This window comes from Mycolicibacterium phocaicum (assembly GCF_010731115.1).
In the GTDB taxonomy this organism is placed as follows: Bacteria; Actinomycetota; Actinomycetes; order Mycobacteriales; family Mycobacteriaceae; genus Mycobacterium; species Mycobacterium phocaicum.
Window position 1 is genome coordinate 5,541,647 of the sequence record NZ_AP022616.1, and the last position, 26,809, is coordinate 5,568,455.

25 protein-coding genes are annotated in these 26,809 nt (G+C 68.1%); 14 read left to right on the plus strand and 11 right to left on the minus strand.

Annotated features, from left to right (window positions below):
* The 9 genes from G6N46_RS26690 to G6N46_RS26730 all read right to left on the minus strand — a co-directional run bounded on the left by G6N46_RS26690 (position 1) and on the right by G6N46_RS26730 (position 8,070).
* Positions 1-747: an anti-sigma factor gene (locus G6N46_RS26690; protein ID WP_138250088.1), complete on the minus strand. Its 747-nt coding sequence runs from the start codon at positions 745-747 to the stop codon at positions 1-3.
* On the minus strand, positions 740-1,378 hold the full coding sequence (gene sigK, locus G6N46_RS26695; RefSeq protein ID WP_138250087.1) for an ECF RNA polymerase sigma factor SigK: 639 nt from the start codon (positions 1,376-1,378) through the stop codon (positions 740-742). Before sigK ends, G6N46_RS26690 begins: the two co-directional genes overlap by 8 nt.
* Complete coding sequence (locus G6N46_RS26700) at positions 1,375-2,664, minus strand: SAM-dependent methyltransferase (protein WP_138250086.1); 1,290 nt, start codon at positions 2,662-2,664, stop codon at positions 1,375-1,377. Before G6N46_RS26700 ends, sigK begins: the two co-directional genes overlap by 4 nt.
* Complete coding sequence (locus G6N46_RS26705; RefSeq protein ID WP_061005198.1) at positions 2,661-3,383, minus strand: DUF1365 domain-containing protein; 723 nt, start codon at positions 3,381-3,383, stop codon at positions 2,661-2,663. The genes G6N46_RS26700 and G6N46_RS26705 overlap by 4 nt, the downstream gene beginning before the upstream one ends.
* The gene (locus G6N46_RS26710) at positions 3,380-4,693 is read right to left on the minus strand and encodes an NAD(P)/FAD-dependent oxidoreductase (RefSeq protein WP_456093947.1); all 1,314 of its coding nucleotides are present in this window, start codon (positions 4,691-4,693) and stop codon (positions 3,380-3,382) included. The genes G6N46_RS26705 and G6N46_RS26710 overlap by 4 nt, the downstream gene beginning before the upstream one ends.
* Before the next feature lie 74 nt (positions 4,694-4,767).
* On the minus strand, positions 4,768-5,403 hold the full coding sequence (locus G6N46_RS26715) for a Maf family protein (RefSeq protein WP_064858483.1): 636 nt from the start codon (positions 5,401-5,403) through the stop codon (positions 4,768-4,770).
* Entirely contained in the window at positions 5,400-5,657 is a 258-nt protein-coding gene (locus G6N46_RS26720; protein WP_133426930.1) for an acyl-CoA carboxylase subunit epsilon, read from the minus strand. Before G6N46_RS26720 ends, G6N46_RS26715 begins: the two co-directional genes overlap by 4 nt.
* Entirely contained in the window at positions 5,654-7,282 is a 1,629-nt protein-coding gene (locus tag G6N46_RS26725; protein WP_061005204.1) for an acyl-CoA carboxylase subunit beta, read from the minus strand. Before G6N46_RS26725 ends, G6N46_RS26720 begins: the two co-directional genes overlap by 4 nt.
* Positions 7,283-7,341: 59 nt before the next feature.
* The gene (locus tag G6N46_RS26730; RefSeq protein WP_234880725.1) at positions 7,342-8,070 is read right to left on the minus strand and encodes a class I SAM-dependent methyltransferase; all 729 of its coding nucleotides are present in this window, start codon (positions 8,068-8,070) and stop codon (positions 7,342-7,344) included.
* A gap of 443 nt (positions 8,071-8,513) precedes the next feature.
* On the opposite strand from G6N46_RS26730, the gene G6N46_RS26735 reads away from it, so the two are divergent.
* The 6 genes from G6N46_RS26735 to G6N46_RS26760 are packed head-to-tail and all read left to right on the plus strand — an operon-like array spanning position 8,514 to position 14,973.
* Entirely contained in the window at positions 8,514-9,662 is a 1,149-nt protein-coding gene (locus G6N46_RS26735) for a glycosyltransferase (RefSeq protein WP_234880724.1), read from the plus strand.
* A gap of 5 nt (positions 9,663-9,667) precedes the next feature.
* Positions 9,668-10,807: a glycosyltransferase gene (locus tag G6N46_RS26740; RefSeq protein ID WP_138250084.1), complete on the plus strand. Its 1,140-nt coding sequence runs from the start codon at positions 9,668-9,670 to the stop codon at positions 10,805-10,807.
* A 54-nt stretch (positions 10,808-10,861) separates the two neighbouring features.
* Positions 10,862-11,539, plus strand: a complete 678-nt coding sequence (locus tag G6N46_RS26745; protein WP_226519205.1) for an acyltransferase — start codon at positions 10,862-10,864, stop codon at positions 11,537-11,539.
* Complete coding sequence (locus tag G6N46_RS26750) at positions 11,539-12,666, plus strand: glycosyltransferase family 4 protein (RefSeq protein WP_138250083.1); 1,128 nt, start codon at positions 11,539-11,541, stop codon at positions 12,664-12,666. Before G6N46_RS26745 ends, G6N46_RS26750 begins: the two co-directional genes overlap by 1 nt.
* 31 nt (positions 12,667-12,697) lie before the next feature.
* Positions 12,698-13,834 (plus strand): polysaccharide biosynthesis protein, encoded by a 1,137-nt coding sequence (locus G6N46_RS26755; RefSeq protein WP_138250082.1) that lies wholly within the window; start codon positions 12,698-12,700, stop codon positions 13,832-13,834.
* Positions 13,831-14,973, plus strand: a complete 1,143-nt coding sequence (locus G6N46_RS26760; RefSeq protein WP_138250081.1) for a glycosyltransferase — start codon at positions 13,831-13,833, stop codon at positions 14,971-14,973. The genes G6N46_RS26755 and G6N46_RS26760 overlap by 4 nt, the downstream gene beginning before the upstream one ends.
* Here G6N46_RS26760 and G6N46_RS26765 read toward each other — a convergent pair.
* A complete protein-coding gene (locus G6N46_RS26765; RefSeq protein WP_234785334.1) occupies positions 14,964-16,172 on the minus strand; it encodes an LGFP repeat-containing protein in 1,209 nt (402 codons plus the stop codon). The genes G6N46_RS26760 and G6N46_RS26765 overlap by 10 nt on opposite strands.
* A gap of 385 nt (positions 16,173-16,557) precedes the next feature.
* The gene (locus G6N46_RS26770) at positions 16,558-17,976 is read right to left on the minus strand and encodes an O-antigen ligase family protein (RefSeq protein ID WP_061000789.1); all 1,419 of its coding nucleotides are present in this window, start codon (positions 17,974-17,976) and stop codon (positions 16,558-16,560) included.
* 132 nt (positions 17,977-18,108) lie between these two features.
* Here G6N46_RS26770 and G6N46_RS26775 point away from each other — a divergent pair, with 132 nt between their 5' ends.
* Genes G6N46_RS26775 through G6N46_RS26810 form a run of 8 tightly spaced genes read left to right on the plus strand, consistent with a single transcriptional unit; the run spans position 18,109 to position 26,695 of the window.
* Positions 18,109-19,584: a tyrosine-protein kinase domain-containing protein gene (locus G6N46_RS26775; protein ID WP_061000788.1), complete on the plus strand. Its 1,476-nt coding sequence runs from the start codon at positions 18,109-18,111 to the stop codon at positions 19,582-19,584.
* On the plus strand, positions 19,584-20,867 hold the full coding sequence (locus tag G6N46_RS26780; protein ID WP_131808698.1) for a lipase family protein: 1,284 nt from the start codon (positions 19,584-19,586) through the stop codon (positions 20,865-20,867). Before G6N46_RS26775 ends, G6N46_RS26780 begins: the two co-directional genes overlap by 1 nt.
* Positions 20,864-21,532, plus strand: a complete 669-nt coding sequence (locus tag G6N46_RS26785) for a YveK family protein (protein ID WP_061000786.1) — start codon at positions 20,864-20,866, stop codon at positions 21,530-21,532. The genes G6N46_RS26780 and G6N46_RS26785 overlap by 4 nt, the downstream gene beginning before the upstream one ends.
* Entirely contained in the window at positions 21,529-22,782 is a 1,254-nt protein-coding gene (locus G6N46_RS26790) for an alpha/beta fold hydrolase (RefSeq protein ID WP_061009598.1), read from the plus strand. Before G6N46_RS26785 ends, G6N46_RS26790 begins: the two co-directional genes overlap by 4 nt.
* Positions 22,779-24,008, plus strand: a complete 1,230-nt coding sequence (locus G6N46_RS26795) for an acyltransferase family protein (RefSeq protein ID WP_061000781.1) — start codon at positions 22,779-22,781, stop codon at positions 24,006-24,008. The genes G6N46_RS26790 and G6N46_RS26795 overlap by 4 nt, the downstream gene beginning before the upstream one ends.
* The gene (locus tag G6N46_RS26800; RefSeq protein ID WP_061000779.1) at positions 24,009-25,265 is read left to right on the plus strand and encodes a lipase family protein; all 1,257 of its coding nucleotides are present in this window, start codon (positions 24,009-24,011) and stop codon (positions 25,263-25,265) included.
* The gene (locus G6N46_RS26805; protein WP_061000776.1) at positions 25,237-26,133 is read left to right on the plus strand and encodes a sialate O-acetylesterase; all 897 of its coding nucleotides are present in this window, start codon (positions 25,237-25,239) and stop codon (positions 26,131-26,133) included. The genes G6N46_RS26800 and G6N46_RS26805 overlap by 29 nt, the downstream gene beginning before the upstream one ends.
* Positions 26,120-26,695, plus strand: coding sequence for a YdcF family protein (locus G6N46_RS26810; RefSeq protein WP_061000774.1), 576 nt, complete (start codon positions 26,120-26,122; stop codon positions 26,693-26,695). Before G6N46_RS26805 ends, G6N46_RS26810 begins: the two co-directional genes overlap by 14 nt.
* The last annotated feature ends 114 nt before the right edge of the window (positions 26,696-26,809 follow it).

Consider the following 26,809-nt stretch of genomic DNA (forward strand, 5'->3'; position numbering starts at 1 on the left):
TCAGATCAGGGAGACGACGACGACCGGGCTGCTCGTCGGCTGGCTCGATCCGGACCCGGGCTCGACCGTCACCGCCACCTTGGCGGCCGAGTCCAGCGCGGGTATCACCTCGCCGCCGGGCGGCGGCATGGTGTCGGCGCTCATGGTGCCGGCGGACCGCGGCGCTCCCGACGCCGGGATGAACCACATCTGGTAGACGTGGCCTGCCGGTGGCGCAGGCACATTCGCCATGGCCACCACCACGGCATTGGCCTGTTGGGACGCGCTGAGGGTGATGGTGCCCCCGGCGACCGGCGCCGAGTACGTGCGGATATCGGGGTTGGCCAGCACCTGCGACACCGTCGGCTGTGCCGGGTGCTCGGCGAAGCGATCGGCGATCACCGTCGTGCCGATGGCGATCGCGCAGATCACCGCGGCGGCCGCCGCGAGCCGGACGAGCAGCCGGCGTCGCCGGGTTCGCTTGAGCGCCAACTCATCCGAACTGCGCTCGGCGGCCTGGATGCCGATGGCCTGCAGGATGCGCATGCGCAGTTCGGCGGGCGGCGTCAGGGTGTCACCCGCGGTGAGCACTGCCATGGTCTCCTGGGTGTCGCCGACGATGCGGGCGAACGCCTGCGCGGTGTGCGGCGCCGCGACGCCGAGGCGGCCGGCGATGTCCGAGCGTTCGGCCTCGGACACCGCGTCGAGTGCATATACGTACGCGAGATCGAGCAATTGCTGTTCGTCGTCGGTGTAGCTGTCAGGCATCGGTGCCCACCCCCAAGCAGTTCTTCAGGCGGATCAGGCCGTCCCGGATTCGGGCCTTGATGGTGGGGAGCGTGACGGCGAGGTGCTCGGCGACCTCCCGATAGGTGTGGCCGCTGTAGTACGCCAGGCCGATGGCTTCCCGCTGGACGGCGGTCAGTCCGTCGAGGCAGTCGGTGACCTCCTGCTCGTCGAGTCGCTGTCCCACTTCATCGGCGACGCTGTCGTGCTCGCGGCCCAGGCTCGAGGCGCCGTAGACGTGGTTGCGATCGGCGGCCGACTGTTCGGAGCGGACCCGATCGATACTGCGGCGGTGGGTCAACGTCATCAGCCAGCCGATCGGGCTGGCCAGCGCGGGGTCGTATTGCCGTGCCGCCGACGACCACACCTGCAGGAACACCTCCTGCACGACGTCCTCGGCCAGGGTCCGGTCCCGCACGACGCGATAGGCGAGGCCGAACACCCGTGGCGAGGTCAGGTCGTAGAACTCGGCGAAAGCCGCACTGTCGCCGTCGGCGATCGCGGTGAGCAGAGCTACGCGGTCCGGCTCACCCACCATCGGTGAATCGTCGCACGGCTGCGCGGGAACCGCGTCGATCTGACGCAACCCGTCGGATCCGGACGGCGTGCTCACGATCGCGCCTTCGGCTGCAGGACCAGCTGGTGCAGGTCCAGGTAGCCCGAGGCGAAGCCCGCCTCGGAGTAGGCGAGGTAGAAACGCCACATCCGCCGGAAGATGCGGTCGAATCCCAGTGCGTCGGCGCCGGCGCTGTTCGCGGTGAATCGCTGCAGCCACAGCCGGAGGGTGTGGGCGTAGTGCGGTCCGAACGAATACCGGTCGGTGATGCGCAGTGCGGTGTGCGCGCTGATCGACCGTTCCATGAGGTTGACCGATGGCAGGAACCCACCGGGGAAGATGTACTTGTGCACCCAGGTGTAGGTGTCACGGGAAGCCAGCATGCGCTTGTGCGGCATGGTGATCAGCTGCAGGCCGACCCGGCCGTCGGCCGCGAGGAGGCGCTCGAGCGTGCGCAGGTAGGCCGGTAGGTAGCGGTACCCGACGGCCTCGATCATCTCGATGGAGACGATCGCGTCGTACGTCCCGGTGATGTCGCGGTAGTCGCACAGCTCGACGGTGATGCGGTCCGACAGCCCGGCGGCGGCGATGCGCTCACGGGCCAGCAGCTGCTGCTCGCGAGACAGGGTGACGGTGTGGACGTGCGCGCCACGCTGCGCGGCCCGGATCGCCAATTCGCCCCAGCCGGTGCCGATTTCGAGCAGCCGCGTGCCGGTCCCGACGCCGGTGACGTCCAGCAGCCGGTCGATCTTGCGGTGTTGCGCGGCCGCCAGGTCGCGCCAGGCCGGTGGCGGGTCGAGCGTGTCGAACAGCGCGCACGAGTAGGTCAGCGTCGGATCGAGGAACATGCTGAACAACTCGTTGGACAGGTCGTAGTGATGGGCGATGTTCGCGCGCGTATCCGCCTGCGCTCCACGATGGTTGCGCGGTGTCTGCGGTAGCAGGACCGAGCGCAGTCCCTGGAACATGGCCGGCACCACGGTGTCGATGCGGGACGCCAGCGCGGTGAGTACGGCGGTGAGCTCGGGCGCGGACCAGTCACCGACCATGTACGCCTCACCGAAGCCGATCAGGCCACTGTTCGCGATGCGACCGAAGAAATCGTCGGGGCGGTGCAACAACATTCGCGGTGCGGCCGGATCAGCGGCACCGGCCGCACCCTGGACGGTGCCGTCCGGATACTCCACCCGCACCGGCAGGTCCCGTACCGCGGCCCGGAACAACGCCCGGGTGACGGGCGTACCCAGCCGGGTGCGCAGACCGCTCGGCACCTGCGCGATGTCGGTCCATCTGGCCGGCAGGAACGGATCGTACGCGGCACCGTCGTGGAGTTGATTCGTCATAGGGCGGCCTCCTGGGGGCGGGGGTGCAGTGGCAGTCCGCGCGCCCACAGGCGCACGCCTTGCCAACGGATGCGGGCGAGGACCAGCAGCGGCGCCAGTGGCGCTGCCAGTGCGGTGGTCAGAACGGTTGCGGGGCGCGCGGGGTGGACCGACCCGGTCCAGGTCGCGGTCAGCACGACTGCGCCGGACGCGTCGAGCAGGGTGACCGCCACGCCGAGCCGGCCCCGGTTGGGTTCGGGGACGCGCAGCACGTACCGGCCGCTGACGGGGTTGAACGGCGAGACGTAGAACGCCTTCGGCACGACGACCTCGCCGCGATGATCGGCGCGCAACAGGTAGCGGTGCCGGCCGCCGTAGGTGTTGTGCACCTCGGCGACGGCGCACACCAGCGCGCCGCCGGCGTCGTGGCACCAGTAGACGGTCAGCGGATTGAACACGAAACCGAAGACCCTGGCATTGGCCAGCATTCGGATGTGGCCGCCGCCGAGGTCGATTCCGTGTTCGCCGAGATAGGCGTCGACGTTCTCCCGCAGGGTGCGGCGCGGATCGCCGGCATGGTCGGCGGCGTGGAACCCGGCCAACCGCCGCAACAGGCGGGGCAGCTCGGGCACGGCGTCGAGGTCGACCAGCCAGCTGTAGCTGCGGTAGGTGAACGCGTGCCGCACCGGCACGGTGCGCGCGTGGTGGATCCTGGTCCGCACGATCTGTGGTGGGCTCATGCCACATTCCCCGCCGGCCGCAGCAGAGGTGGCACCGCACCGCTCCAGCTGCCGCCGAGTCGTTCCGCCGCGACGACGCCGGACACCGCGCCGTCTTCGTGGAAGCCCCAGCCGTGATACGCGCCGGCGAACGCCACGCGGTGATCACCGAGCGTGTGCAGGCGCTGTTGTGCGGCGCGGAACTCGGGGGAGTACTGCGGGTGGTCGTAGAGCATGGTGGCGATGACCTGACCCGGATCGACCCGGGTGCCGCCGCCCAGCGTCACCACGAACCGCCGGTCGGTGCTCCCGTCGAGTCGCTGCAGCCGGTTGAGGTCGTAACTGACCAGGACCTCGTCGGACTGGACGGTGCACGACGGCATCCGGTAGTTCCACGACGCACGAGCGCCACGGCGTCGCGGCAGCAGTGACGTATCCGTGTGCAGCACAGTGTGATTGATCGAGTACCGCAGGGCGCCGAGAATCTCGATCTCATCCGCCGTCGGCTGGTCCAGGATCGACAGGGCCTGATTCGGATGCGTCGCGATGACGGCCGCGTCGAACTGTTCGACGCGGTCCGCGTCGTCACGCACCAGCACGCCGTCGGAGTTGCGGGTGATGGCGCGTACGGGTACGCCGAGGCGTACCGACGGCAGCCGCGCGGTGACCGCCTCGACGTACCGCGCGGAGCCTCCCGTCACCGTCCGCCAGGTCGGTGACCCGAACACCGTCAGCATCCCGTGATGGTCGAGGAACGCCAGCAGGTAGCCGACCGGATAGTCGAGCGCGACGTCCGGGGGACACGACCACACCGCGGCGACCAGCGGCACCATGAAATGCGCGACGAAGTAGCGGGAAAACCCTGCGGCCCCGAGGAATTCGCCGAGGGTCTGCCCGTCCGCCACGCCGCGCGCCAGCTCGGCGCGGGCGAGCCGGTGGAAGCGCGTCACCTCGGCGAGCAGACGCAGATAGCGCGGCGAGACCAGCGCGCCCGGCGTGGCGAACAGGCCCTTCAGCCCCTTCGCGCCGGCGTACTCCAGGCCGCAGCCTTCGCAGCACACCGACATCGACATGTCGGATTCCTGTGTCCGGACACCGAGTTCGGCGAACAGTCGCAGCAGAGTGGGATAGGTGCGGTCGTTGTGCACGATGAAGCCGGAGTCGACGCCGACGACGTCGGTGCCGCCGCGGCGTGCCGCCAGCTCATGCGTGTGGGCGTGACCACCGCATCGCGGTTGTGCCTCGAACAGGGTGACTTCCGCGTCGCGGGCGAGCACCCAGGCCGCGGTGAGCCCCGATATGCCGCTCCCGATCACTGCAATCCGCCGCACCGTGCCGTCCTTCCTGGTTTGTCACCAGGAGTTCGGTGCGGGATGCGGTGCGGATAGGTGGATTCGGGAAAAAACTACGCGGGCCGGTTCGCGGCCCACAGCTCCGCGACGGACACGCCGAGCCGGGCCAGCATGCGGCGCAGCAGCGGCAGGCTCAGGCCGATGACGTTGGAGGGGTCGCCGTCGATGCCGTCGATGAACCAGCTGCCCAGGCCGTCGAGCGTGAAAGCGCCTGCCACCCAGAGGGGTTCGCCGGTGCCGACGTAGGCGTCCAGGTCCGCGGCACTCGGCTCGCCGAAATGCACCGTGGTGGAACCGAGTTCGGTGACCTGATCGGTGACGGCGCCGGCGGTCAGGCGCAGCACACAGTGGCCGGTGTGCAGGACGGCGCTGTGGCCGGCCATCGAGTGCCATTGCCGGCGAGCCACATCGGGGTAGCCGGGCTTGCCGGTGAGCCGGCCGTCGAACTCGAGCATCGAATCACAGCCGATCACAACGCAATCCGACGACAGACTCGCGTCGAGGGAGTCGGCGACCCGCTGCGCCTTGGCTGTTGCCAGGGCGCGTACGACATCGCCGGGGCTCGCGTCTGCGAGAGACGCGATGATCGCGTCCTCGTCGACGTCGGACACCAGCACGACCGGTTCGACACCGGCCTTGCGCAAGACACTGAGCCGGCCCGAGGAGGCCGAGCCCAGAACGAGCCTCATCGACGGATGAAGGTGCGCTCCACCAACGTCACCAGCTGCCAGCTGGTGTAGGCGTACCGCAGCTTGGAGACCGGGTGGCCCCAGTCGTTGCGGTCGCCGGCCTCGGCGGCACCGCCACCGGAGGCGCTGGCCAGCACCGTCACCAGAGCGGCGAGTTCCTCGTCGGACGGGTTGCCCTTGACGACCTGGAACAGCGGCGCGACGGGCGCTTCCACGGAGGCCTCGGCTTCAGAGGTCTGCACGTCGCCGCTCACAGCGGAATGTTTCCGTGCTTCTTCGGCGGCGTCTGCACGACCTTGCGCTCCAGCAGACGCAGCGAGTTGGCGATGTAGCCGCGGGTGTGCGACGGCGGGATGACCGCGTCGACGTAACCACGCTCGGCCGCGACGTACGGGTTCACCAGGGTGTCCTCGTACTCCTGCTGCAGCTGCAGGCGCAGGGCATCGACGTCGACGCCGTCCTTCTCCGCCTGCTTGAGCTCCTGGCGGTAGACGAAGCCGACCGCGCCGGAGGCACCCATGACGGCGATCTGGGCCGTCGGCCAGGCCAGGTTGACGTCGCAACCCATGTCCTTGGAACCCATGACGCAGTACGCGCCGCCATAGGCCTTACGGGTGATGACGGTGATCTTGGCGACGGTGGCCTCACCGTAGGCGTACAGCAGCTTGGCGCCGCGGCGGATTATGCCGTTGTACTCCTGCTCGGTGCCCGGCAGGAAGCCCGGGACGTCCACCAGCATGATGATCGGGATGTTGAAGGCGTCGCAGGTGCGGATGAACCGCGCGGCCTTCTCCGAGGCGTTGATGTCCAGGCAGCCGGCGAACTGGGTCGGCTGGTTGGCCACGATGCCGACCGGGCGGCCGTCGATGCGGCCGAAGCCGATGACGATGTTCTGCGCGTAGCCGGGCTGGATCTCGAGGAACTCGTCGTCGTCGAGGATGCGCGAGATGACCTCGTGCATGTCGTACGGCTGGTTCGGCGAATCCGGGATCAGGGTGTCGAGCTCGAGGTCCTCTTCGGTGAGGTTGTCCTCGACGGCGCCCGGGTGCGGCGGCGCGGGCAGGCGCGGCGGCTCGGCGTAGTTGTTCGGGGGCAGGTAGCTCAGCAGGTCGCGGACGTAGTCCAGGGCATCCTGCTCGCCCGAGGCGACGTAGTGCACGGTGCCGGACTTTGCCTCGTGGGTGTGGGCGCCGCCCAGCTCCTCCATGGTGACCTCTTCACCGGTGACGGTCTTGATGACGTCCGGTCCGGTGATGAACATCTGGCTGGTCTGGTCGACCATGATGATGAAGTCGGTGAGCGCGGGCGAGTACACGTGGCCGCCGGCCGCGGCACCCATGATGAGCGAAATCTGGGGGATGACGCCCGACGCCAGGATGTTGTTGCGGAAGATACGGCTGTACAGACCGAGCGAGACCACACCCTCCTGGATGCGGGCGCCGGCGCCGTCGTTGATGCCGATCAGCGGGCGGCCGGTCTTGATGGCCAGCTCCTGGACCTTGACGATCTTCTCGCCGTAGACCTCACCGAGGCTGCCGCCGAAGACGGTGGCGTCCTGGCTGAAGATGCAGACCTCGCGGCCGTCGATGGTGCCGTAGCCGGTCACCACACCGTCGCCGAGCGGGTGCTTGTCGGCCAGGCCGAAGTTGGTGCTGCGGTGCTTGGCCAGCGCGTCGAGTTCGACGAACGAACCCTCGTCCAGCAGCGCCAGGATGCGCTCGCGGGCGGTGAGCTTGCCCTTCTGGTGGACCTTCTCCACCGCGGCCTCGCCGACGGGGTGCAGGGTCTCTTCGGTACGCCTACGCAGGTCTTCCAGCTTGCCTGCGGTGGTGTGGATGTCGATCGCCTTGTCCACCGGTGGCTCGGTCACGCTCGTCATGGCGACGATGTTAACGGTTCTCTAAGAAAGTTGTGAAGGTGGGGTGCTCTCTCGGCGGGTCACGCCGGTTTGCGCAGGACCACAGCCGCGAAACTCGTGAGCGCGGGCACCGGGTGCTTAAGCAGGAAACGGCTCTTGGCGCGCTCGAGGGCGTCGAGCGGGGGAAGCACACGGTAGTAGCCGTGGCCGTAGGCGCCGGACCAGGATTCGACCTGGAAACCGACGCTCTCGTACCGCTTGATGGCCTTCTGGGTGGGGCCGGTGGTCCAGCGGTAGTAGGCCGGGAACTTCTCGTGGTGCGGGTTCTGCAACCGCCCGGGCTGCAGCTTGCTGATGACGGTGCGCGCCGCCTGCTCGGGGATGAGCAGGTTCACCACGAACGGGAACGCGAAGAGCGTCGGGAAGAAATGCACCGAAAGTCCGCCTGGGCGAAGGAGTTTGAAGCAGTTCTCGTGGAATGTGCGGGCGTCGGGCAGGTGCTCGCACAGCATCTTGGAGAACACCAGGTCGTACGCGGCCAGCTCGTTGTCGATCGGTTTGCACAGATCGGCGACGCGGGTGTGCACGCGGCTGTTGGCCTTGGCGAGTTCGGTGGCGGAGATGTCGATGACGACGCGCTCGTCGGCGAAGCTCCAGTCGTCGCCGCCGATGATGGGGTTGGCGCCGCCACCGAGTTCGGCGACGGCCTTGACGCCTTCGCGCTCGGCCAGGGTGCGGACGGACTCGTCGTAGCCCTGCCAGAGGGTGTCCAAATCCTTGTAATGGACATCCACGTGTGTACCGCTCATTTGCACACCGTTCATAGATTTTCCGCCCCCGCGGCTTGCGCGACCTGCGTCAGTAGTTTGCTGGTAAGTCAATATACACTTCGCGCGCTGGTCCCGCCCGTAACTCGGGTTGAACAGCGTTCAGGCCGTGGCATTTGCTGAGCGGGCCCTGAGCGTGGTCGCGATCGGGTGCCGCGCGGGCAGCGGGTAATGCCTGGTCGAAGCCGCGAGACCGGGTTGCCATCGGGGGAGTGTGGCGCCGGGAAAGGCCGACCGATGGTATCGAATCGCGCTTAGCTGTGCGGGCGCGCGCACACTGTCGGCAGGGTGTCCTGCGCAGGCTCGATGCATTTAGCTTGTCATTTGCGTTAGTTTGCGGTTCGATATGCGTGCCCGCTCTTTTCGGGTAGCTGACTCTACGACCGCGAAACGATCAGCAGATCGGCGCAAGGGGATATTCAACAGTGCATTCGACGCGCAAGTACGACGGAGTGGACGGGCCGAAGGTCGCCATCGCCCACGACTATCTGACCCAGTTCGGCGGCGCGGAAAAAGTTGTCCTCTCGATGACGAAGGCGTTCCCGGACGCCCCGCTCTACACGATGCTGTACGACCCCGAGCTGACCTACCCGGAGTTTGCCGACCTGGACATCCGGGTGTCGGCGCTCAACAAGGTGGGTCTGGCCCGCAAGTACCACCGGGCCGCGCTGCCGATCTATCCGCGCGTCGCCGAGTCCATGTATGTCGACGCCGACATCGTGCTGGCGAGTTGCAGCGGCTGGTCGCACGGTTTCCGCACCAACGGCAAGAAGCTCATCTACTGCTACAATCCGGCGCGCTGGCTGTACCAGACCGAGGCCTACCTCGGGGACCACGCGAACCCGATCAAGCGCCTGGGTCTCAAGCTCACCAAGAAGCGCCTGCTGGACTGGGACCGCCGGCAGGCGCTCGCGGCCGACAAGTACCTCGCGATCTCGACCATGATCAGCGGCTACGTCAAGAAGGCCTACGACATCGACGCCGAGGTGATGTTCGCGCCGGTGGCGATGTCGCGGTCGTACGCCGTCGAACCCGTCGAGGAGCTCGAGGACAAGGTCGATCTGAGCGATCCGAACGGCAGCTTCTACCTCGTCGTGTGCCGGCTGCTGCCGTACAAGAACGTCGACGTCATCGTGCGGGCGTTCGCGGGTAGCGACCGGCAGCTCGTCGTGGTCGGCAACGGGCCGGAGGCCGAGCGGCTGCGGTCGATGAAGACCGACAACGTGACCATGCTGCACAACCTCACCGACGGGCAGATGGCCTGGCTCTACAAGAACTGCCGGGCACTGATGTCATCGAGTTTCGAGGACTACGGCCTGACCCCGATCGAGGCGGGCGTGTGGGGCCGGCCGAGCGTCGCGCTGCGCTTCGGTGGCTTCCTCGACACCATCGACGAAGGCACCACCGGCCTGTATTTCGATGAGCCGCAACCCGATTCGGTGCGCGAGGCGCTGGGCCGTTTCGAGTCGACGACGTGGGACCAAGAGAAGATCAAGCACCACGTCTCGCAGTTCACCGAGGACGCGTTCAGCGCGCGGCTGCATGAAGCGGTCGACAAGCTGGCCGGGTACTGATCGGGATGGGAGCAAACACAGTGGCTTCGCTCAAGGACTACCGCCTGGTATATGTCGGACCGGCGAACCATGAGACCGCGGTGGGCGACTACGCAGAAAACCTGATTCGGGCACTGCGGCCACATGTCGGCGAACTCGTCGAGCACCGCACGCTCGGGCCGGGTTCCGACAGCGCGCGGGAAATCCTGGGACACCGGCGTGCAGTGGCGAAGCTGGTCGCCGGTGGGAAACCCGGCCGGGTGCTGGTGCACGCGGAGCTGGCGGCCGGTGCGGTGTCGGCGTTCTGGTCCATCGCGGGGTTGCGTGGGGTGCCGGTGACGGCGACGGTGCACGATCCGCCACAAGGCATCTGGTGGCCGGGGCGCACGAAGTTCGTGGCCCGGCACAAGCTGGTGATGCACGGCCTGCACTACCCGCTGCGTCCGGTGTCCCGGATGCTCGAGGGCGCGGTCAACGGGGAGCGGACGCTGTTCGCGCTGAGCCAGATCGGTGCCCAGTCGATTCGCGACACCTATCCGAACACCGACGTGGCGTACACCCCGTACCTCGTCTGCGAGCGGCCCCGGGTCCGCCCGGTGACCGAGCGCCCGAAGGCCGTCGGCTTCTTCGGGCATGTGTACCGCGGCAAGGGTTTCGAGCAGATCGCGCGCATCCGCCGGGAGTTGCCCGACGACATCGTGATCCGGGTGGCGGGCCGGGGGACCGAGGCGCTGCCCGGTGGCCCGGGGGTGGAGATCGTGGGTGCCGTCGACGGTGCCGCCGAGGACGCGTTCTTCGATTCGGTGCGCGCCGTGGTGATTCCGTACGGCAAGCGCCATTTCTACGCCGAGACCTACCCCGCGTCGTCGGTCGCCGCGCACGCCATGGCGTACCGCACCCCGGTGGTGTGCACCGACTACGGCTCTCTGGCCGAGTTCGGCACCGAGACCGGCGCGGTCGTCGTGCCGATGGACTCTGACGACCCGAAGGCGCTGCCGGCCGGGTTCTCGGCGGCCATCGAGGCCCTGCTCAACGACGAGGCGCGGCTCAAGGAATTGGAGACGAATGCCGACCGGACGCGCCAGGAGCGGTCGCCGGAGAACGTCGCCGCCGCCTACGCCGCAAAGTGGTCGGAGATGCTGACGCGCCAGGGCCGGCTGCACTGACGGGGCCGAAACACTGTGGTTAACTCGGAATCCGGGACGACGGGAGCGAAGAACGTGATTGGCGAGCCGGCAACGGCAGACCCGGCAGATGTGGCACGCAAGAAAGCGGCCGCGCCGACCTTGAAATTGCCGCCGGATCCCGAGTGGGAACTCGGTGAGGACGGCCGCGTCACCTACTACAAGATGCAGAAGATGAGCGTTCGCCGTAAGGCGCGCAACCGAATCGGCGAACTGCTGTTCAACATGTTCATCACGCACATCCCGTCGCACACCATCCGCCAGGGATTCCTGCGGCTGTTCGGCGCCACCATCGGTGAGTGGTCGACCATCATGCGCGGCACCACGATCCTGGACATCGAATTCCTGACGATCGGCAACGGCACCACAATCGGATTCCGCTGCCTGCTCGACGCGCGGGCCGGCCTGTGGATCGGCGACAACGTGACCATCGCCAGCGATGTCCACCTGCTCGGCGGCGGGCACGACATCAACCACCCGGACTTCCTGCCGATCCCGATCCCGACGGTTATCGAGGACTACGTATGGATCGCGAGCCGGGCCATGGTGCTGCCCGCCCTGATCGGCCGCGGCGCCGTCGTCGCCGCGCAGGCGCTCGTGGTCAAGGACGTGGCCCCACTCGACGTGGTCGGCGGCAACCCCGCCAAGGTGTTCGCCAAGCGAAATCCGGATGCATTGGGCTACAGCGCAAAGTACCGGCCGTTGTTCTGCTGATGCCGGTCGATCTACGCGAGTACCGGCTGGTCTACATCGGTCCGGCCGAAGGCCAGACCGCGGTGGGCGACTACGCCGAGAACTTCGTCAACGCGGTACAGCCGCTGTTCGGTGAGGTCATGCAACGTCGCACCCTGGGTCCGGGCGCCGAGACGGTCGCCCAGGTACGGGGCCACCGGCGTGCGGTCGCCGAACTGGTGGCCGGTGCGCCGCCGGGACGGGTGCTGGTGCATGCGGAGCTGGCGGCCGGTGCGGTGTCGGCGTTCTGGTCGATCGCCGGATTACGTGGGGTGCCGGTGGCGGCGACGATTCACGATCCGCCGCAAGGCATCTGGTGGCCGGCGCGAACCCGGTTCGTGGCGCAGCACCGGCTCGTCATGCACGGCCTGCATTACCCTTTGCGCCCGCTGTCGCGGCGGATCGAGGGCGTCGTCAACGGGGACCGGACGATGGTCGCGCTGAGTCAGATCGGCGCGGACTCCATCAAGGCCATCTACCCCGACAGCACCGTCGCCGCCGTGCCGCACATCATCTCCGAACGGCCGCGGCTGCGCCCGCTCACCGAGCGGCCCAAGGCCGTGGGCTTCTTCGGGCATGTGTACCGGGGCAAGGGTTTCGAGCAGATCGCCCGCATCCGCCGGGAGCTGCCCGACGACATCGTGATCCGGGTGGCGGGCCGGGGGACCGAGGCACTGACGGGGGGCCCGGGGGTGGAGATCGTCGGCCCGGTCGACGGTCCGGCTGAGGACACGTTCTTCGATTCGGTACGGGCCGTGGTGATTCCGTACGGCAAGCGCCACTTCTACGCCGAGACGTACCCGGCATCCGGTTCGGTCGCCCACTCGATGGCCTACCGCACACCCGTGGTCTGCACCGACTACGGCGCCCTGGCCGAACTGGACGAGCGCACCGGCGCCCTCGTCGTCCGCATCGGCGACCAGAACGCCGAACAGGTCGCGTCGTCGCTGGCCAAGGCCATCGTGTCCCTCGTCGACGACGATCAGCGACTGGCCGAGTTCGGCCGGCACGTCGAGGCCTACCGCGAGGCCTGCTCCGGGCCGCGGACGGCCGAGGCGTTCGGCCGCGTGTGGACCGACATGTTGGCCCGAGCAGCTGTGAGCGTGTGACCTGACTGCCCCCGAAGCGCCCACCCGCAATGTGGCGAAGACGCTCATCTCGCTGATCTGGATCTACGGCGGTCGCGGGGTCGGCCTGCTGTGGACGCTGATCCTCGTCCAGCGCCTCGGTGTCTCCGAATACGGCCTGTACGCCATGGCGACGGTGCTCAACGGCATCGTCGGCAACACCGTCGACAACTCCTTCGCGGTCCGGGCCATCCGGGAATCCGAGGAGCACTTCCTGCGTGAGCGCACCATGCGCTACCTCGTCGCGGTGGGTCTGGTCGCCGCCGGCGCGGTCACGTTCGACGTCAACTACGTCATCGGCTTCGGTCTGATGGTGGCCGGCGGCGAGATCGCCCTCAACGTCGTCAAGAGCCAGTCCGCGCGCGATGGCCACCCGGACAAGGTGTATCGGCTCGACACCGCGCGACAGTTCTCCAGTGCCGGCATCGGCGCGGTGTACCTGTACACCGCGGCGCACCCGACGCTCACCCACGCCTCGCTGCTGTACTGCACGCCCTACGTGCTGATTCTGCTGGTCGGGGCCAAGCTGGCCATCGGTCACCGGCCCGCACCACCCGGGCCGCCGCGGTTGATCGCGGCGCTGACCGGCGAAATGCTCGGCACCACGCTGTATCTCGGCGGTGACGTGCTGCTGCTCGGCACCCTGGTGGACACCACGGCAGCGGGCTATTACCAGCTCGCGTGGGTCGTCGCGGCCGCAGTGGCGGCTGCCGGCCAGTCCTTCGGCATGACCTATCACGAGCCGCTGCGGGAGAGCGGCGGAGACCTGTCGGCCGCCCCACCGCTGCGCAACATCCTGCGGATGGCGGCACTCGGCGGCTCGCTGCTGCTGATCATCGGTGGCTGCCTGTTCGCCTTCGGGGCACCGACCCAGCTCGCCACGACCATGATGATCATGGGCGGCTTCGCCGCGCTGCGCATCTGCATCTTCGTGCTGCAGGTGATCCTCTACACCCAGCGGCACGATGTCTTCCGGCTCACCATCGCCGTCGGCCTGGTGCCGGTGAAACTGGGCATGGTCGCCGCCCTCGCGACGCTGACGCCGCTCGGTGCGGTGGGCGCGGCCATCGCGGCCACCGTCGCCGACGCGATCATGCTCGCCGGGTTCACGTGGGCGGTCTACCGGCCGCGCGAGGTGGTGGAGTCATGACCACGCCGAAGACCGCGTTCATCCTGTCGAAAGACCCGGTGCTCGAACACACCGGTGACGTCGCGCTGGCCCGGATGCTCATGCAGCTGGCCGCCGACTCGTCCGAGGTGTCGGCCATCGCGCTGTCACCCCGACCGGGCACCGTCACTGCCGACCTGATTCCCGGTGGCCTGCCGCTCGAGCGGGTCCACAAGCCGGCCGTGCGTCCGCACCGGCTGCTCATCGACTCCCTGCGGCGCCGGCGCAGCCTGGTGCATGTCCGATTCGACACCGACGAACTGGTCCGGGCGATCGATCGCAGCGACGCCGACGTGTTCGTCGCCGAACACAGCTACATGGCCGAATCGTTCTTCCGCAGCACGCATTTCGGGAAGAAGCGATTCGTCGTCAACACCAACGTGAGCGAGTCGCTGGTCTGGCGGGCGTCGCGCGGCGCGCTCGGCCGCGTCGAGGAACCGCGCCTGGTCCGCGACGAGCTGCGCGTCGCGCGCGCGGCCGACGCCGTCAGCACCTACGACGCCGAGGAAGCCGAGTACTACCGCGACAACGGCGTCGCCTATGCCCGGTTCATGGACATCACGATGCCGCCCGGTACGCAGGTCGACGTCGCGACCTCCCCGCCGCGGCTGGTGTTCATGGGCACCCGCGACTGGCCGCCCAACCAGGAGGGGTTCCTGCGGGCTCTCGAACTGTGGCCGCGGATCTCCGCCGGGATCCCCGGCGCCGAACTGTGCATCATCGGGGCCAAGAAACCTGGTGCGGCCGACCCGGTCTATCCCGACGGGGTCCGCGACCTCGGATTCGTCGACGACCTCGGGGCGTTCCTGGGCACGTGCCGTGCCCTGATCGCGCCGATCCGCACCGGCGGGGGAGTCCGGGTCAAGCTGCTCGACACCATCCGGATCGGGCTGCCTGCCGTCGCCACCACGGCGGCCATCGGATCACTCGGGCCGATCTTCGGGTTGCGACCCCTGGACGACGATGCGGCGTTCATCGCCGAGTGCCGGCGGCTGCTCACCGACGTGCCGGCCGCCGTCGACCTGGGAAACCAGCTGTTCGAGATCAACCGGCAGCGGTGGCAGGACCGGTTGCCGCACCGGGCGGTGGCCGACCTGCTGCGCGGCGACGGTCAGGTGTAGTAGACCTTCACGCCGACCCACGGTGCCCAGACCATGTAACCGTGCTGGAAGTCGACGCGGTTGGAGCCGTTGACGTAGCGCTCGTCGCTGGTGGCCAACCCCAGCTGCGGTTTCCAGGCCTGCGCGAAAGCGCTCGAGGCCCAGTGGGCACCGGTCTCGGGCGACCACCACACGCGGAACACCTGGCCGCCGGAGAAGTCCTGGTAGCCATCGGCAAAGACGCTCGAAGGCACCGAGTTCCGCTGCATCGCGATGTCGGCCACCGGGCGCGGTGACGACACGTAGCCGCTCGGCAGCTCGTAGATGGTGTTGACCGTGCGGACCTGCGCCCACACCGTCTTGGTTGCCTTGAACACCGGGCTCAGGACCGAGCCGTGCGCCGGGTCGGTGATCTGCGAAAAGCGCAGGAACTCCGGCGATTTGGGTACGCCGGCGGCGATGGTCGCCGCCAGGTCGGCGGCCGCGGGCTTCGGGGTCCAGTCGCTGCGGTAGAGCCCGACGGTGGCGTCGGCCTGGTTGCTCCCGGTCTTGCGGTCACGTGTGGTGTAGACCATCAGCGGGCCGGTGTACGGCATCTCCTGCCACTTGGTGTAGATGTCCTTGAGATACGCGGCCTGCGTGGTCTCGTTGACCACCGAGGTGGGCTCGCCGTATTCGGTGGCCCAGATCTTCTTCTCGTCGTCGCCGTTGTCGATCATCACCTGGCGCATCTGAAGCAATTGCAGGACAGGCGAATTCGCGATCAGCATGCCGTCGGAGAATTTCAGGTTGTAGTTGTACGGGTGGAACGACAGCGCGTCGAAGTTGCCCTTGGCGCCGGCGGCGTACATCCCGGCGATGAAGCGCACCGGGTTGATCGACCACGAGCCGAAGTCCACGACGGCGCCGACGACCCCACCGATCACCGTCGCGTCCGGGTCGACGGCCTTGATGCGCGGATAGGCCGACTTCAGCAGATCGGTGTAGCCCGCGGGATCGGGCGCGGGGCTGTAGAAGAACACCGCGTTCGGCTCGTTCCAGATCTCGTAGGCGGAGATCTTGCCCTTGTAACGCGTGGCCACCTTGGCCGTGAAGGCGCCGTAGGCGTCGGGGTCCGACGGCCGGCTGCTGAGCGGGAGGCCGCCCTGCGACATGGCCCAGGGCGGGGTCGCGTTGATGAACGCGATGATCGACATGTTCATGGCGGCGGCGGCATTCACCGTCTTGTCGACCAGGCTCCAGTCGAGCTGGCCGAGGATCGGCTCGACCCCGGCCCACTGGGATCATCAACCGGATGGTGTTCACGCGGTTGTTGGCCATCAATGCCAATGTCCGGTTCACGTCATCCTGCGACAGGCCGTAGATGTCGGAGTCGGCGAAGCCGATGGTGGTCGGCAGGTTGACGACTTTGGCCCGCTCGGCGATCCTGACCCGCTCAGGGGTGTCCCCTGGGATGCCGGTCAAGACGATGAGGGCGCAGACCATGCTGCCGGCGATCGCCGATGCCATGCTCGAGAAACGGCGGGCGGATCGTCGGGGGCGCTTCCCGGGCATCGTGCAACCGCCCTTCACCTATGAAGTGCGTCGCGAGGCGCAAACGCGCACTCAGTGTGCAGCAGCCAAGGGCGTTTGCTGTGAATCTGCTTGGGCGTGTCGCAGTCTTACCTGTTCCTGCCGTTCTCGGTCTATATGCACCAGGAACGCCAGCAAAATGGAGAACTTGAGGGTGGCCGGGGGGATGCCGACCACGGGGTGATCGAGTTGGAGCGCGACAACACAGAATCCGATGTAGATGCCGCCATATCCGGCCCAGGCAAATGAATTCGAGCGAATCGCGCGGTAGCTCATGACGCAACCGATCACCATGATCGCAAAGAACGCCAGACCGGGGAAAATGCCGCCGCGGTAAATCGTCAGCAATGGCGCGTTCGACACATGGTTCAGCACGAACGCATAGTTTCCGTCCCGGAATTCGAGCCGGTTCCAGCCTTTTCCGAACAACCAGTAACCGGCCATGGTGTCGGGGAATTCACGGATGGCATCAATTCGGGAAGTGGAGCCGACATCGTCACTGCTGAACGAGTGCGCGAATCTGGTCCGCACTTCCGGTATCGCCGCCGCGGCTCCGATCGCGGCCACCATCGCGGCGATGGCCAAACCGCGGTCCCGGGACCGCATGGTGTGGAAGGCCAGCACCAGCACCGCCCCGCCGACGATGGTGAACATGCCGGCCCGGCTCAAGGTGAGCAGCAGCGCGACGAGGAAGATGCCGGTCACGACGATGCGCTGCCAGCCCGCCAGGACAACCAGGCCGACGGCGATCGACACCACCAGCGCGATGCCCTCGGCGTTGGGGTCCACCGACGTGCCGCCGAGTCGCATGGACCTTTCGGCACCGCCTTCGGCGAACGCGAAGCGCGTCGCGGTGTATTCCGCCGCGTAACCGAAGACCCGCAGATACCTGAACGAGGTCTGGTTGGGGTCGAATGCCACGATGTACAGGCCGAAGACCGCATTGGCCAGCGTCGCGTAGACGAATATGCGGCCGAACTTCTCCAGATGTTGCCCCGACAGACTGCTCAGTGCGATCGCGACCAAGGTGACCACCGACCACCGGACGATCTGGATGACGTCGCCCACGCCCACGCCGGTTACCGCGACCGACGCGATCGACGTGATCACGAGCGCGATGATCGCCCATTCCAGCGGATGAATCGGACGGGCCAGTCGCGGATGCACAAACAACGCGACCACCGCACCGAATGCGAACGGCAGATATAAGGGCACGTGAACGCCCGGGAAATATCCGAAAGGCAGTGCGCCGGTGACGACCGCCAATCCGTACAAGAACCACAGCGGATGCCGTAATCCGACATAGATGCCGACAACCAGTGCGGCAATAGCGACAATGCCCAACAGGGTGACCTGGCCAAAAGACGTCGCCAACCAGACCAGGCCCAAGATCACGGCCAGAATCCCGACCGATGATTTAAGATTGCCGAGTTGACCCAAACGGGCGTTCATGCCGACTATGTTCTCAGCTCGACCAGCTAAGCTCAAGCAGGTTGCCCGGACCCGTGGCGCGCCTGAATGGTCGGTCCGGTTCCCAGCCGCTAATCTGTGAGCCGTCGCATTGCTGAAATAAGGGGCACGACCTTGGAGATCAAAGAGTACCTGCGGATATTCGGCCGGTACTGGTGGGCGATCGTGGCGCTGACGGTTGTCGGAGGTGTCGCGGGCTGGTCGTGGTGGGAATTCGGTGATCGCGAATACCAGTCCAGCGCGACGCTTTTCGTGGCGACCCAGAACGGCACGTCGGTCACCGAGGCCTACCAGAACAACCTGTTCTCCCAGGACCGCGTGAACTCCTACGCCACCCTCGCCATGAGCGAGCAGGTGGCTGCCCGCGCGGTGGACCAGCTGAAGGCGACCATCTCGGCGGGCGAACTGCGGGCCAAGGTCACCGCCGTCCCGCTGCCGAAGACCGTGTTGCTGCAGGTGTCGGTCACCGACAAGGACCCGGGCCAGGCGCAGACCTACGCCAGCGCGGTGGCCGATCAGCTCGCCGGCCTGGTGGGGGAGCTGGAGACGTCCCGCCGTGGCGGCAGCCCCGCCGCGGGCGCCATCGTCGTGGACGAGGCCGGCTATCCGACCAAGCCCCTGGGCTATTCGATGGTCACCCGCATCGGGATGGGGCTGGCCGGTGGCCTCGTCCTCGGCCTGCTGGCGGCCATCGTGCTCGGCATCATCGACCGCCGCGTGCGCGGCCGCGACCGCGTGGCCGACGCCAGTGGTTCGCTGCTCATGGGCGCGCTGCCCGCGGACTCGGCCCGCAGCCATGCGCCGGTGGTCGACCTGACCGCCGAGGGTGCCTATCCGGAGGCGCTGCGCGAGCTCCGCAACAATTTGCGGTTCACCGTGCCGGCAAATCGTGATGAAGCCGCTCGGGTGATCGCGGTAGCCAGTCCGTCGCCGTCCGACGGGCGGACGACGGTGGCGATCGATCTGGCCGCCGTGCTGGCCGAGACCGGCAGAAGCGTGGTGCTGGTGGACGGTGACCTGCGCAACCCGGCGGTGGCGCAGCGCCTGGACCTGACCCCGGCGGCCCGTCAAGGCGCGGCCGACCGCGGCCTGAGCACCGTGCTGGTCGGCGAGAACACCGTCGCCGAGAGCCTGATCCCCGAGGTCTCCGTCGGTCAGCACCGGATCGCGGTGTTGCCCGCGGGCCCCGCGACCACGCGTCCGGGCGAGTTGTGGGCCGGCGACCATACCGAGAGCCTGTTCGCCGACCTGTCCGGCCAGTTCGACTACGTCGTCGTGGATACGCCGCCGCTGGGCAAGTACAACGACGGTGCCGTCGCCGCCGCACTGTCGGACGGGGCTCTGCTGGTCGGCCGCATCCGGCACACGACGAGCAATGCGCTCACGCGTGCCGTGCAGACCCTGAAGTCCGCCAACGCGGTACTGATCGGTTCGGTCGCCACCGACGAACCGGTCGAGTTCAAGCTTCACATCGGCGGGTCCGACGGCCCCAAGTCCGGTGGCGGCAAGAGCAAGAAGGCGGCGCCCAAGGCCGCCGCCAAGGCTGCATCGCAGCCCGAGGCCAAGACGGCGGCGCACCAGAAGCCGTGATGCGTCAGGTTGAGTTGCGGCGCACGGTACTGGCACTGGCTGCAGTGCTGGTCACCGTCGCTGCGTGCGGCCAGTCGGGTCCGGTGCCGCCACGGCCGGGTGACGACGTGCGTCCCACCCGGGACCTCACCCCGATGTTTCCGGGGGCCGAGGCACTCCCGCCGCCCGACCTCACCGACGACGGCCCGGGTTCCCTGGTCGAGCTGAAGCCCGTCAAAGGTGACCCCAGCTTCGACGAGGCCGGCGCCACCGCGGCACGCATCGTGTACCGGTCCACGAGCGGCGTGGACGGCCGTCCCATCCAGGTCAGCGGCCTGATCGCGGTGCCCCCGGGCCCGGCGCCCAAGGGCGGCTGGCCCATCATCTCGTTCGGGCACGACACCACCGGGCTGCTGCCCAAGTGCGCGCCGACCCTCGCGCCGCAATTCTGGGGCTACTCGACCGGGATGACGGTGTATCTGCGGCGCGGCTTCGCCATCGTCCTGTCCGACTACCAGGGGCTGGGCATCGACCCGGGCTCCAGTGCCCGGCAGCACTCCATCCTGGATGCGAACAGCCTGGGGAACAGCATCATCGACGCCGCCCGCGCGATCCATCGCGCCGCTCCGTCCACCAGCACCAACTGGGGTGCGCTGGGCGCCGGCGAAGGCGGCCTGGCCGCGTGGGCCGCGGCCGAACGCAACGGGACCTACGGCGCCGGCATGAACATGGTCGGCGCGGTGGCGGTCAACCCGATCGCGGATCTGGCGCCGCTCGCCGACCCGGACCGCACCGCCGCGCTGGCGACCGCCGATCAGTACCGGCTGCAGATCCGGGCGCTGCAGAGCCTGGAAACCATGCAGCCCGACTTCGACCTCGACGCGCACCGCTCGGCGAAACTCAAGGACCAGTGGGACCTGTTGGTCGACTGCGCACCGCGCGACGTCGCGGCCGCCCAACTGGCGCTGAATCAGTTGACTCCCAACGACTTCCAGGCCAAGGATGCGGCCGCTGCGGCAGACCTCAAGCGTCGCCTCGGTGCCGTCGCGTTGCCCAGTCCCGGTGCGGGCCCGAACGATCCGCCGGTGCTGGTGGCGTTCGGCACGGCCGACACCGTCAACCCGGCGGCCGGCGTGCTGACGGCCACCGCGGCCGCGTGTGCCCGCGGCCAGCAGATCGTCGTGATGCGCGGCGTCGGCGACACGGGCCAGATCAACGACCAGACGATGCAGAACGCGCTGGCGTGGCTGCAGGCGCGGTTCGACGGCGAGCGCGTGGCCGATGTCTGTGTGGGGGCGACGTGATCACGCCGGCCGGAGTGCCGCGGGTGCGCGACTACGCGCTGTTCGTCAAGAACAGTTGGGTGCTGGTGTTGGTCACCACCATCGCGAGTGCACTGGTGGGCTGGGCGGGCTGGGAGCACGCCAAGCCCGAATACCGATCCACGGCATCGGTGTTCGTCCGGACCGAGGGCAGCGCATCGCCCCTGGACGCCTACTACGGCGACGCCGGCATGCTCGGCCTGATGGAGACCTACCGAAACCTGGCCACCAGCTCGCAGATCACCGCGCCCATCATCCAGAAGCTTGGCCTGATCGAGTCCGACAAGGAACTCGCCGCCCGGATCGTCATATTGCCCAGTGCCACAGCGATGTTGAACGTCACGGTCACCGGCGGTGATGCCGACCAGACCACACAGATCGCGCACGAGGTCGTCAACGACCTGGTCGCGGTGGGCAACCGGCTGGCCCTGGTCGCCGGTACCAGCGCGACGCTCGTCGTCATCGACGACGCCAGCCCCGCCGAGCGGGTGGGCAGCGTGGCGTCGTATGTGATGACCGGGACGGTCCTGGGTTTCGCGCTGTGTGTCATCGCGGTCATCGCGCGGGCGCTGATCTTCGACCGGGTACAGAGTCGCCGGCACCTCGAGCGGGTTATCGGTGACGCGACCGCCGGAGCGTCGGGATGAACTCGCGGCAGCTGCGGCGTCTGGTCGCCGCGGGCCTGCTCGCCGCGGTGTGTCTGACCGCGCCGGCCTGCCAGAGTGATCCGGCACCGAAAAAGGCCGGGCCCCCTACGGCTGGGGGTATCGACCTCAAACCTGACACCACGGGCGCCGGTCACGTGCCCGGTGCGCTGGTGTCGGCGTCGACGTTCCCCACGCTGGACCTGCGGCTGAAATCGGCCGTGTCGCTGGCCGCCCGCATCGGGTACACGTCGACGTCGGGGATCACCGGTGAGCACACCGAGGTGTCGGGCTCGGTCTTCGTGCCGAACGGGACACCGCCGCCGGGCGGCTGGCCGATCATCGTCTTCGGCCACGCGACGTCCGGCGTGCAACGCGACTGCGGACCGTCGGGGTCGTCGACGCTGCAGGGGCTGTCCGCGCCGATCACCACGCTGGTCAAGGCCGGCTACCTGGTGAGCCTGCCGGACTATCAGGGCCTCGGCCCGGGCACCGCCGGCCATCCGTACGCCGATGCCACCACGGTGGGCTACAACGTCATCGACTCCGTGCGCGCGGCGCACAAGCTGGTACCGCAGTCGTCGGACCGCTGGCTGGCCGTCGGGGTGTCCCAGGGCGGCCAAGCCGCCTGGGCCGCAAACGAACTCGCCGCCCGCTACGGCAGCGGGCTGAACCTCGTCGGCACCGTCAGCCTGTCGCCGGCCACCGATCTCACCGGCCTGGCCGCCGGGGCCGCGGCCGGCAGCCTGTCGAAAGAGCAGGGCGCCATCCTGCAGCTCATCCTGGCCGCCCTGGCGACGGAGAACCCGTCCCTGAACCTCGCGGACTATCGCCACGGCGAGATCGTCGAGCACTGGGACGTCCTCGCCTCGTGCCGCACCGAGGACGCGGCGGCGCGGACCGCGGCGATCGACAAGATCACGCCCGACGATCTGCGGCCCGCGACCCCGCAGGCGGAAGCGACGCTGCAGGGCCTGCTGGCCAAGCGCAGCCTGCCCAAGGAGCCGACGTCCGCGCCGATGCTCGTGCTGTACGGCGGCCAGGACACGCTGCTGCCGCCGGACTGGACGAACAAGGCGCTCGCCGCCGCGTGCCGCCTCGGCGACGTCATCGACATCATGTTCCAGCCGACCAAGGGGCACGCCGACATCGACGTGGCGATGTCCTACGACTGGATCAAGGACCGGTTCGGCGGCGTCCCCGCCCAGAACAGTTGTCCGTCATTCAATTCCATGCAGGGAGCAGGACAGTGAACGCGCCGACCTCGGCACCGGTCCGGACCCGGGCCCGCATCATCGGGCTGGACGGCGCCCGCGGGCTGTCGTGCCTGGGCGTCGCCGTCATGCACGTCACGGGGCACTACTCACCGCAGACGGCCTACCACTGGAAGACGAACCTCGTCGGGCTGTCGCTGATCTTCTTCTACGCGCTCAGCGGGTTCCTGCTGTTCCTGCCCTACGTACGCAACCTGATCGAGCAGCGCGAACTGCCCAGCACCGCGAACTTCGCCGTGCACCGCATCGCCCGGATTCTGCCCGGCTACCTGGTGATATTCCTGCTGTGCAACTACCTGCTGCAGATCGTCTACATCGAGAACGCGTCGCTGCAGCCGACCCGCACCGAAGACGGCACCGGCATGATCACCGACCCGTGGCAGTTGATCGCCAACCTGACGCTGATGCAGTCGTACATCCCGAAGTACTTCCAGACCGGCCTGAACCCGTCGTGGTCGCTGACGCTGGAATACGCCTTCTACCTTTCGATCCCGCTGCTGGGCATGCTGCTGTTCGCCCTCGGGCGGCGGTCGAACCTGCGGCCGTGGCTCGTCGTGTCGCTCGGGCCGGCGCTGCTGATCGCGCTGGGCTTCATCGGCCGGGCCTTCGTGCCGTGGATGATCTCGGCGTTGCACCTGACCGATCCGACGGAGATCAACTGGGGCGCCAACTGGGTCGCGGTCTACACCAAGACCTTCCTGACAAACTCGGACACCTTCGCGTTCGGCATGGCCGCCGCGGTGCTCGTCGTGGCCATGGAGCACAACGCGATTCGCGAGAAGCTCAGCCGCCGCGTCCGGCTGTACAGCTTCCTGGCGATGTTCCCGGCGGGTGTGGTCATGCTCGGCCTGATCGCCCTGGCCAACCCGTACGCCACGTCGGCCCTGGCCGTGCTGTGCGCGCTGGGCATCCTGGTGATCGTCGCGCCGCTGTTCCGCGGCGAGCGGTCCGGGCTGGCCGAGCTGCTCGACACCGCGCCCTTCCGGTTCGTCGGCAAGGTCTCGTTGTCGGCGTATCTTTGGCATTTCCCCCTCATGCTGCTGCTGGGCCGCTGGGGCCTGATGGCCGGCGACACCGTGCCCGGCATGCTGCGCAACGTGGCGCTCGTCCTGGCGGTGACACTGGTGGTCTCGGCCGTCACGTACTACGCAGTGGAAGAGCCCGTCATGAAATTCGCCAAGCGGTACCGCACCAGGTGGTCCTGAATGCGCCGTGCGATCCAGTGGGGCGCCGCGCTCGCGGCAGTGCTCCTGATCGCGGCGTCGTTGCCGGTGATGTGGCAGGTCGGCAGCTGGGCCCTGGACAAGTTGCGGCACGGCGGTGCCGGTGACCCGGTGCCGATCCGCACGGCCGATCTGACGGGCTCGGGCCCGGGCAGCCTGATCAGCGCGATGACGATGCCGGCGCTGACCAACTCGGTGGAGGGCAAGGATTTACAGGCCGCCCGCGTGGTCTACCGATCCACCTCCGGTGACACCGACGCGCCGACGGTGGTGTCGGGATCGGTGTTCACGCCCCGGGGCCAGGCGCCCGACGGCGGCTGGCCGGTGATCGCGCTGGCCCACGGCACGACCGGCATCGACTACCCGTGCGCGCCGTCGCTGTCGGCGAATCTCCTCGGCAACGTGGTGTTCGTGCAGGGCTTCGTCAACCTCGGTTTCGCCGTCGCCCTCGCCGACTACCAGGGCCTGGGCGCACCCGGTGTCCACCCCTACACCGACAACCGTACGGCGGGCCGCAACGTCATCGACTCGGTGCGCGCCCTGCGCCACACGTTCCGCGACATTTCCAACCGCTGGGCGGTGTTCGGCGGTTCGCAGGGCGGCGGCGCGGCCTGGGCCGCCGACGAACAGGCGCGCACCTACGCGCCCGAACTCGACCTGATCGGCGCGGCCGCCAGCGTGCCGTCGGCCGACGTGGCGGGCATCGTCGACAAGGCCGGCCTCTTCGATCAGGGCAAGGCCGGCACCATGACCAAGGACCAGGAGGCGGCGTTCCAGGCGATCGTCGAGTCACTGGCCCGGCTGCATCCCGACCTGAACCGCGACGACTACCGCCGGGGCGCGGCGGCCAGGTACTGGAAGGTGCTGTCAGCGTGCTCGGGGCCCGACGTCGCGTACCGCGCCACCGCCATCGATGCGATCGGACCGACCGACCTGGCACCGGTCGATGCGGCGGCCGCCGACCGGCTGCGTCGGTACCTGCAGGACTGGGCCCTGCCGCAGCAGCCGCTGTCTGCCCCCATGTCGGTGGTCTACGGCGGCAAGGACACGTTCCTCGACCCGGAATGGACCAAGGCCGCCATCGCCCGCGCATGTTCGCTGGGCGGTACGGTGGTCTGGAATTTCCAGCCGGACGGTGGGCACGGCGACATCGACGGGCCGGGTCAATTGCGATGGCTGGCAGAACGATTCAGGGGAGGCGAGGCGGTCAATGACTGTCCTGCGCAGGGGACCACGTAATCCCGACGGCGACAGCCCGATTCATCAGCAGTTGCTGATCGAGGCGAAATGCATCGTGAAGCGACTCATCGCGCCCCGCGGCACCGCGGTCGGCGAACCCGAGCGGCCGTATCTGATCCTGCCGATCCTTGGGCAGTCCAACGCGTTCGGCATGGGACTGCCGGTCGATCCCGACGGGTTGGACCGTCCCCACCCGCTGGTGCACCAGTGGGCCATGTGCGGGCCGTCCAAAGGCACGGCGGTGCTGGCGACGCAGCCCCTGCTGCACGAAATACCTTGCAAATACGTCGGTTTCGGCCCGACCTTCGCGAAGCAACTCGCCGACGACACCGGACGCCCGGTGCTGCTGATCCCCGGTGCCCGTGGTGACACCTCGTTCACCCCGAAGAACGGGCACACCTGGGATCCGGCCGACCGCAAGACCCGGGTGAACCTGTACCGCCGGGCCGTGGCGGCCATCGACGCGGCGCTCGCGCGGTTTCCCGGCAGTGAGATCGCCGCGGTGCTCTGGCACCAGGGGGAGACCGACGTGCCGCTGATCTCCGGCGCGCAGTACCAGGCCAAGCTCGACTCGCTGATCGGGGATCTGCGCGCGCGGTACGGCGAGAGCCTGCCGTTCGTCCTGGGGCAGATGGTGCCCGAGGAGATGGAGCTGAGCGGCAAGCCCTACGCCGCGATCGACGCCGTGCACGCCGACACCCCGAACCGGTGGCCGCTCTGCACCTTCGTGGCGGGCCCGCGCGATTCGTACAACAGTCCCGACGATCGCCACTACAGCGCTGCCGGGCAGCGCGAGTTGGGTCGCCGGATGTGGCAGCAGTACCGGGAGATGTGCGCCGAACAACTGGCGGACTATGGCGCGCGGTGAACTCGGCCGGGTCATCCGTCGTGTCATCGGTGTGGTCACGATCGTCGTGCTCGTCGATGTCGGGCTGGCCGGGCTGGTGCTGTTCGCGGGCGCCAAGTCCGATCAGCTCCAGCGGGCCGACGCGATCATCGTGCTGGCCGGTGAACACGACGGCCGCGAACAGTACGGGCTGAGCCTGGCCCGGCAGGGCTGGGCCCGCACCGTGGTGCTGTCCAACCCGTACGTGCCGGGCGACCCCCAGATGAAGAGCGCCTGCGCGCCGGCCGCCGACATCGAGGTGATCTGCCGGAAGCCGGAGATCCTGACGACCCGCGGCGAGGCCATGATGATGCGCCAACTCTCCGAGGGCCGATCCTGGCACCGGATCATCGTGGTCAGCTGGCGGTACCACCTGCCGCGCGCCCGCCTGATCTTCCGGCAGTGCTATTCCCCGGACCACGGTTCGGTGGTTGCGGTGGCTTTGCCCAGGGACTATGACTTCTCGCCCGTCGGATGGGAGCTGACGTTCTTCTATCAGTTTGCCGGGTTCGCTAAGGCCGCGCTGCAGGGCCGCTGCGGTTGACCTGCCTATTTTTCTGATCGGTGGTATTTTCGAGCAAACGATGCGATAGTAGTCGCAGTTCGCTGAGCGGGGGCTATAGCGAACAGCCAGCAAATGGGAGGGAGTACGCGTCAG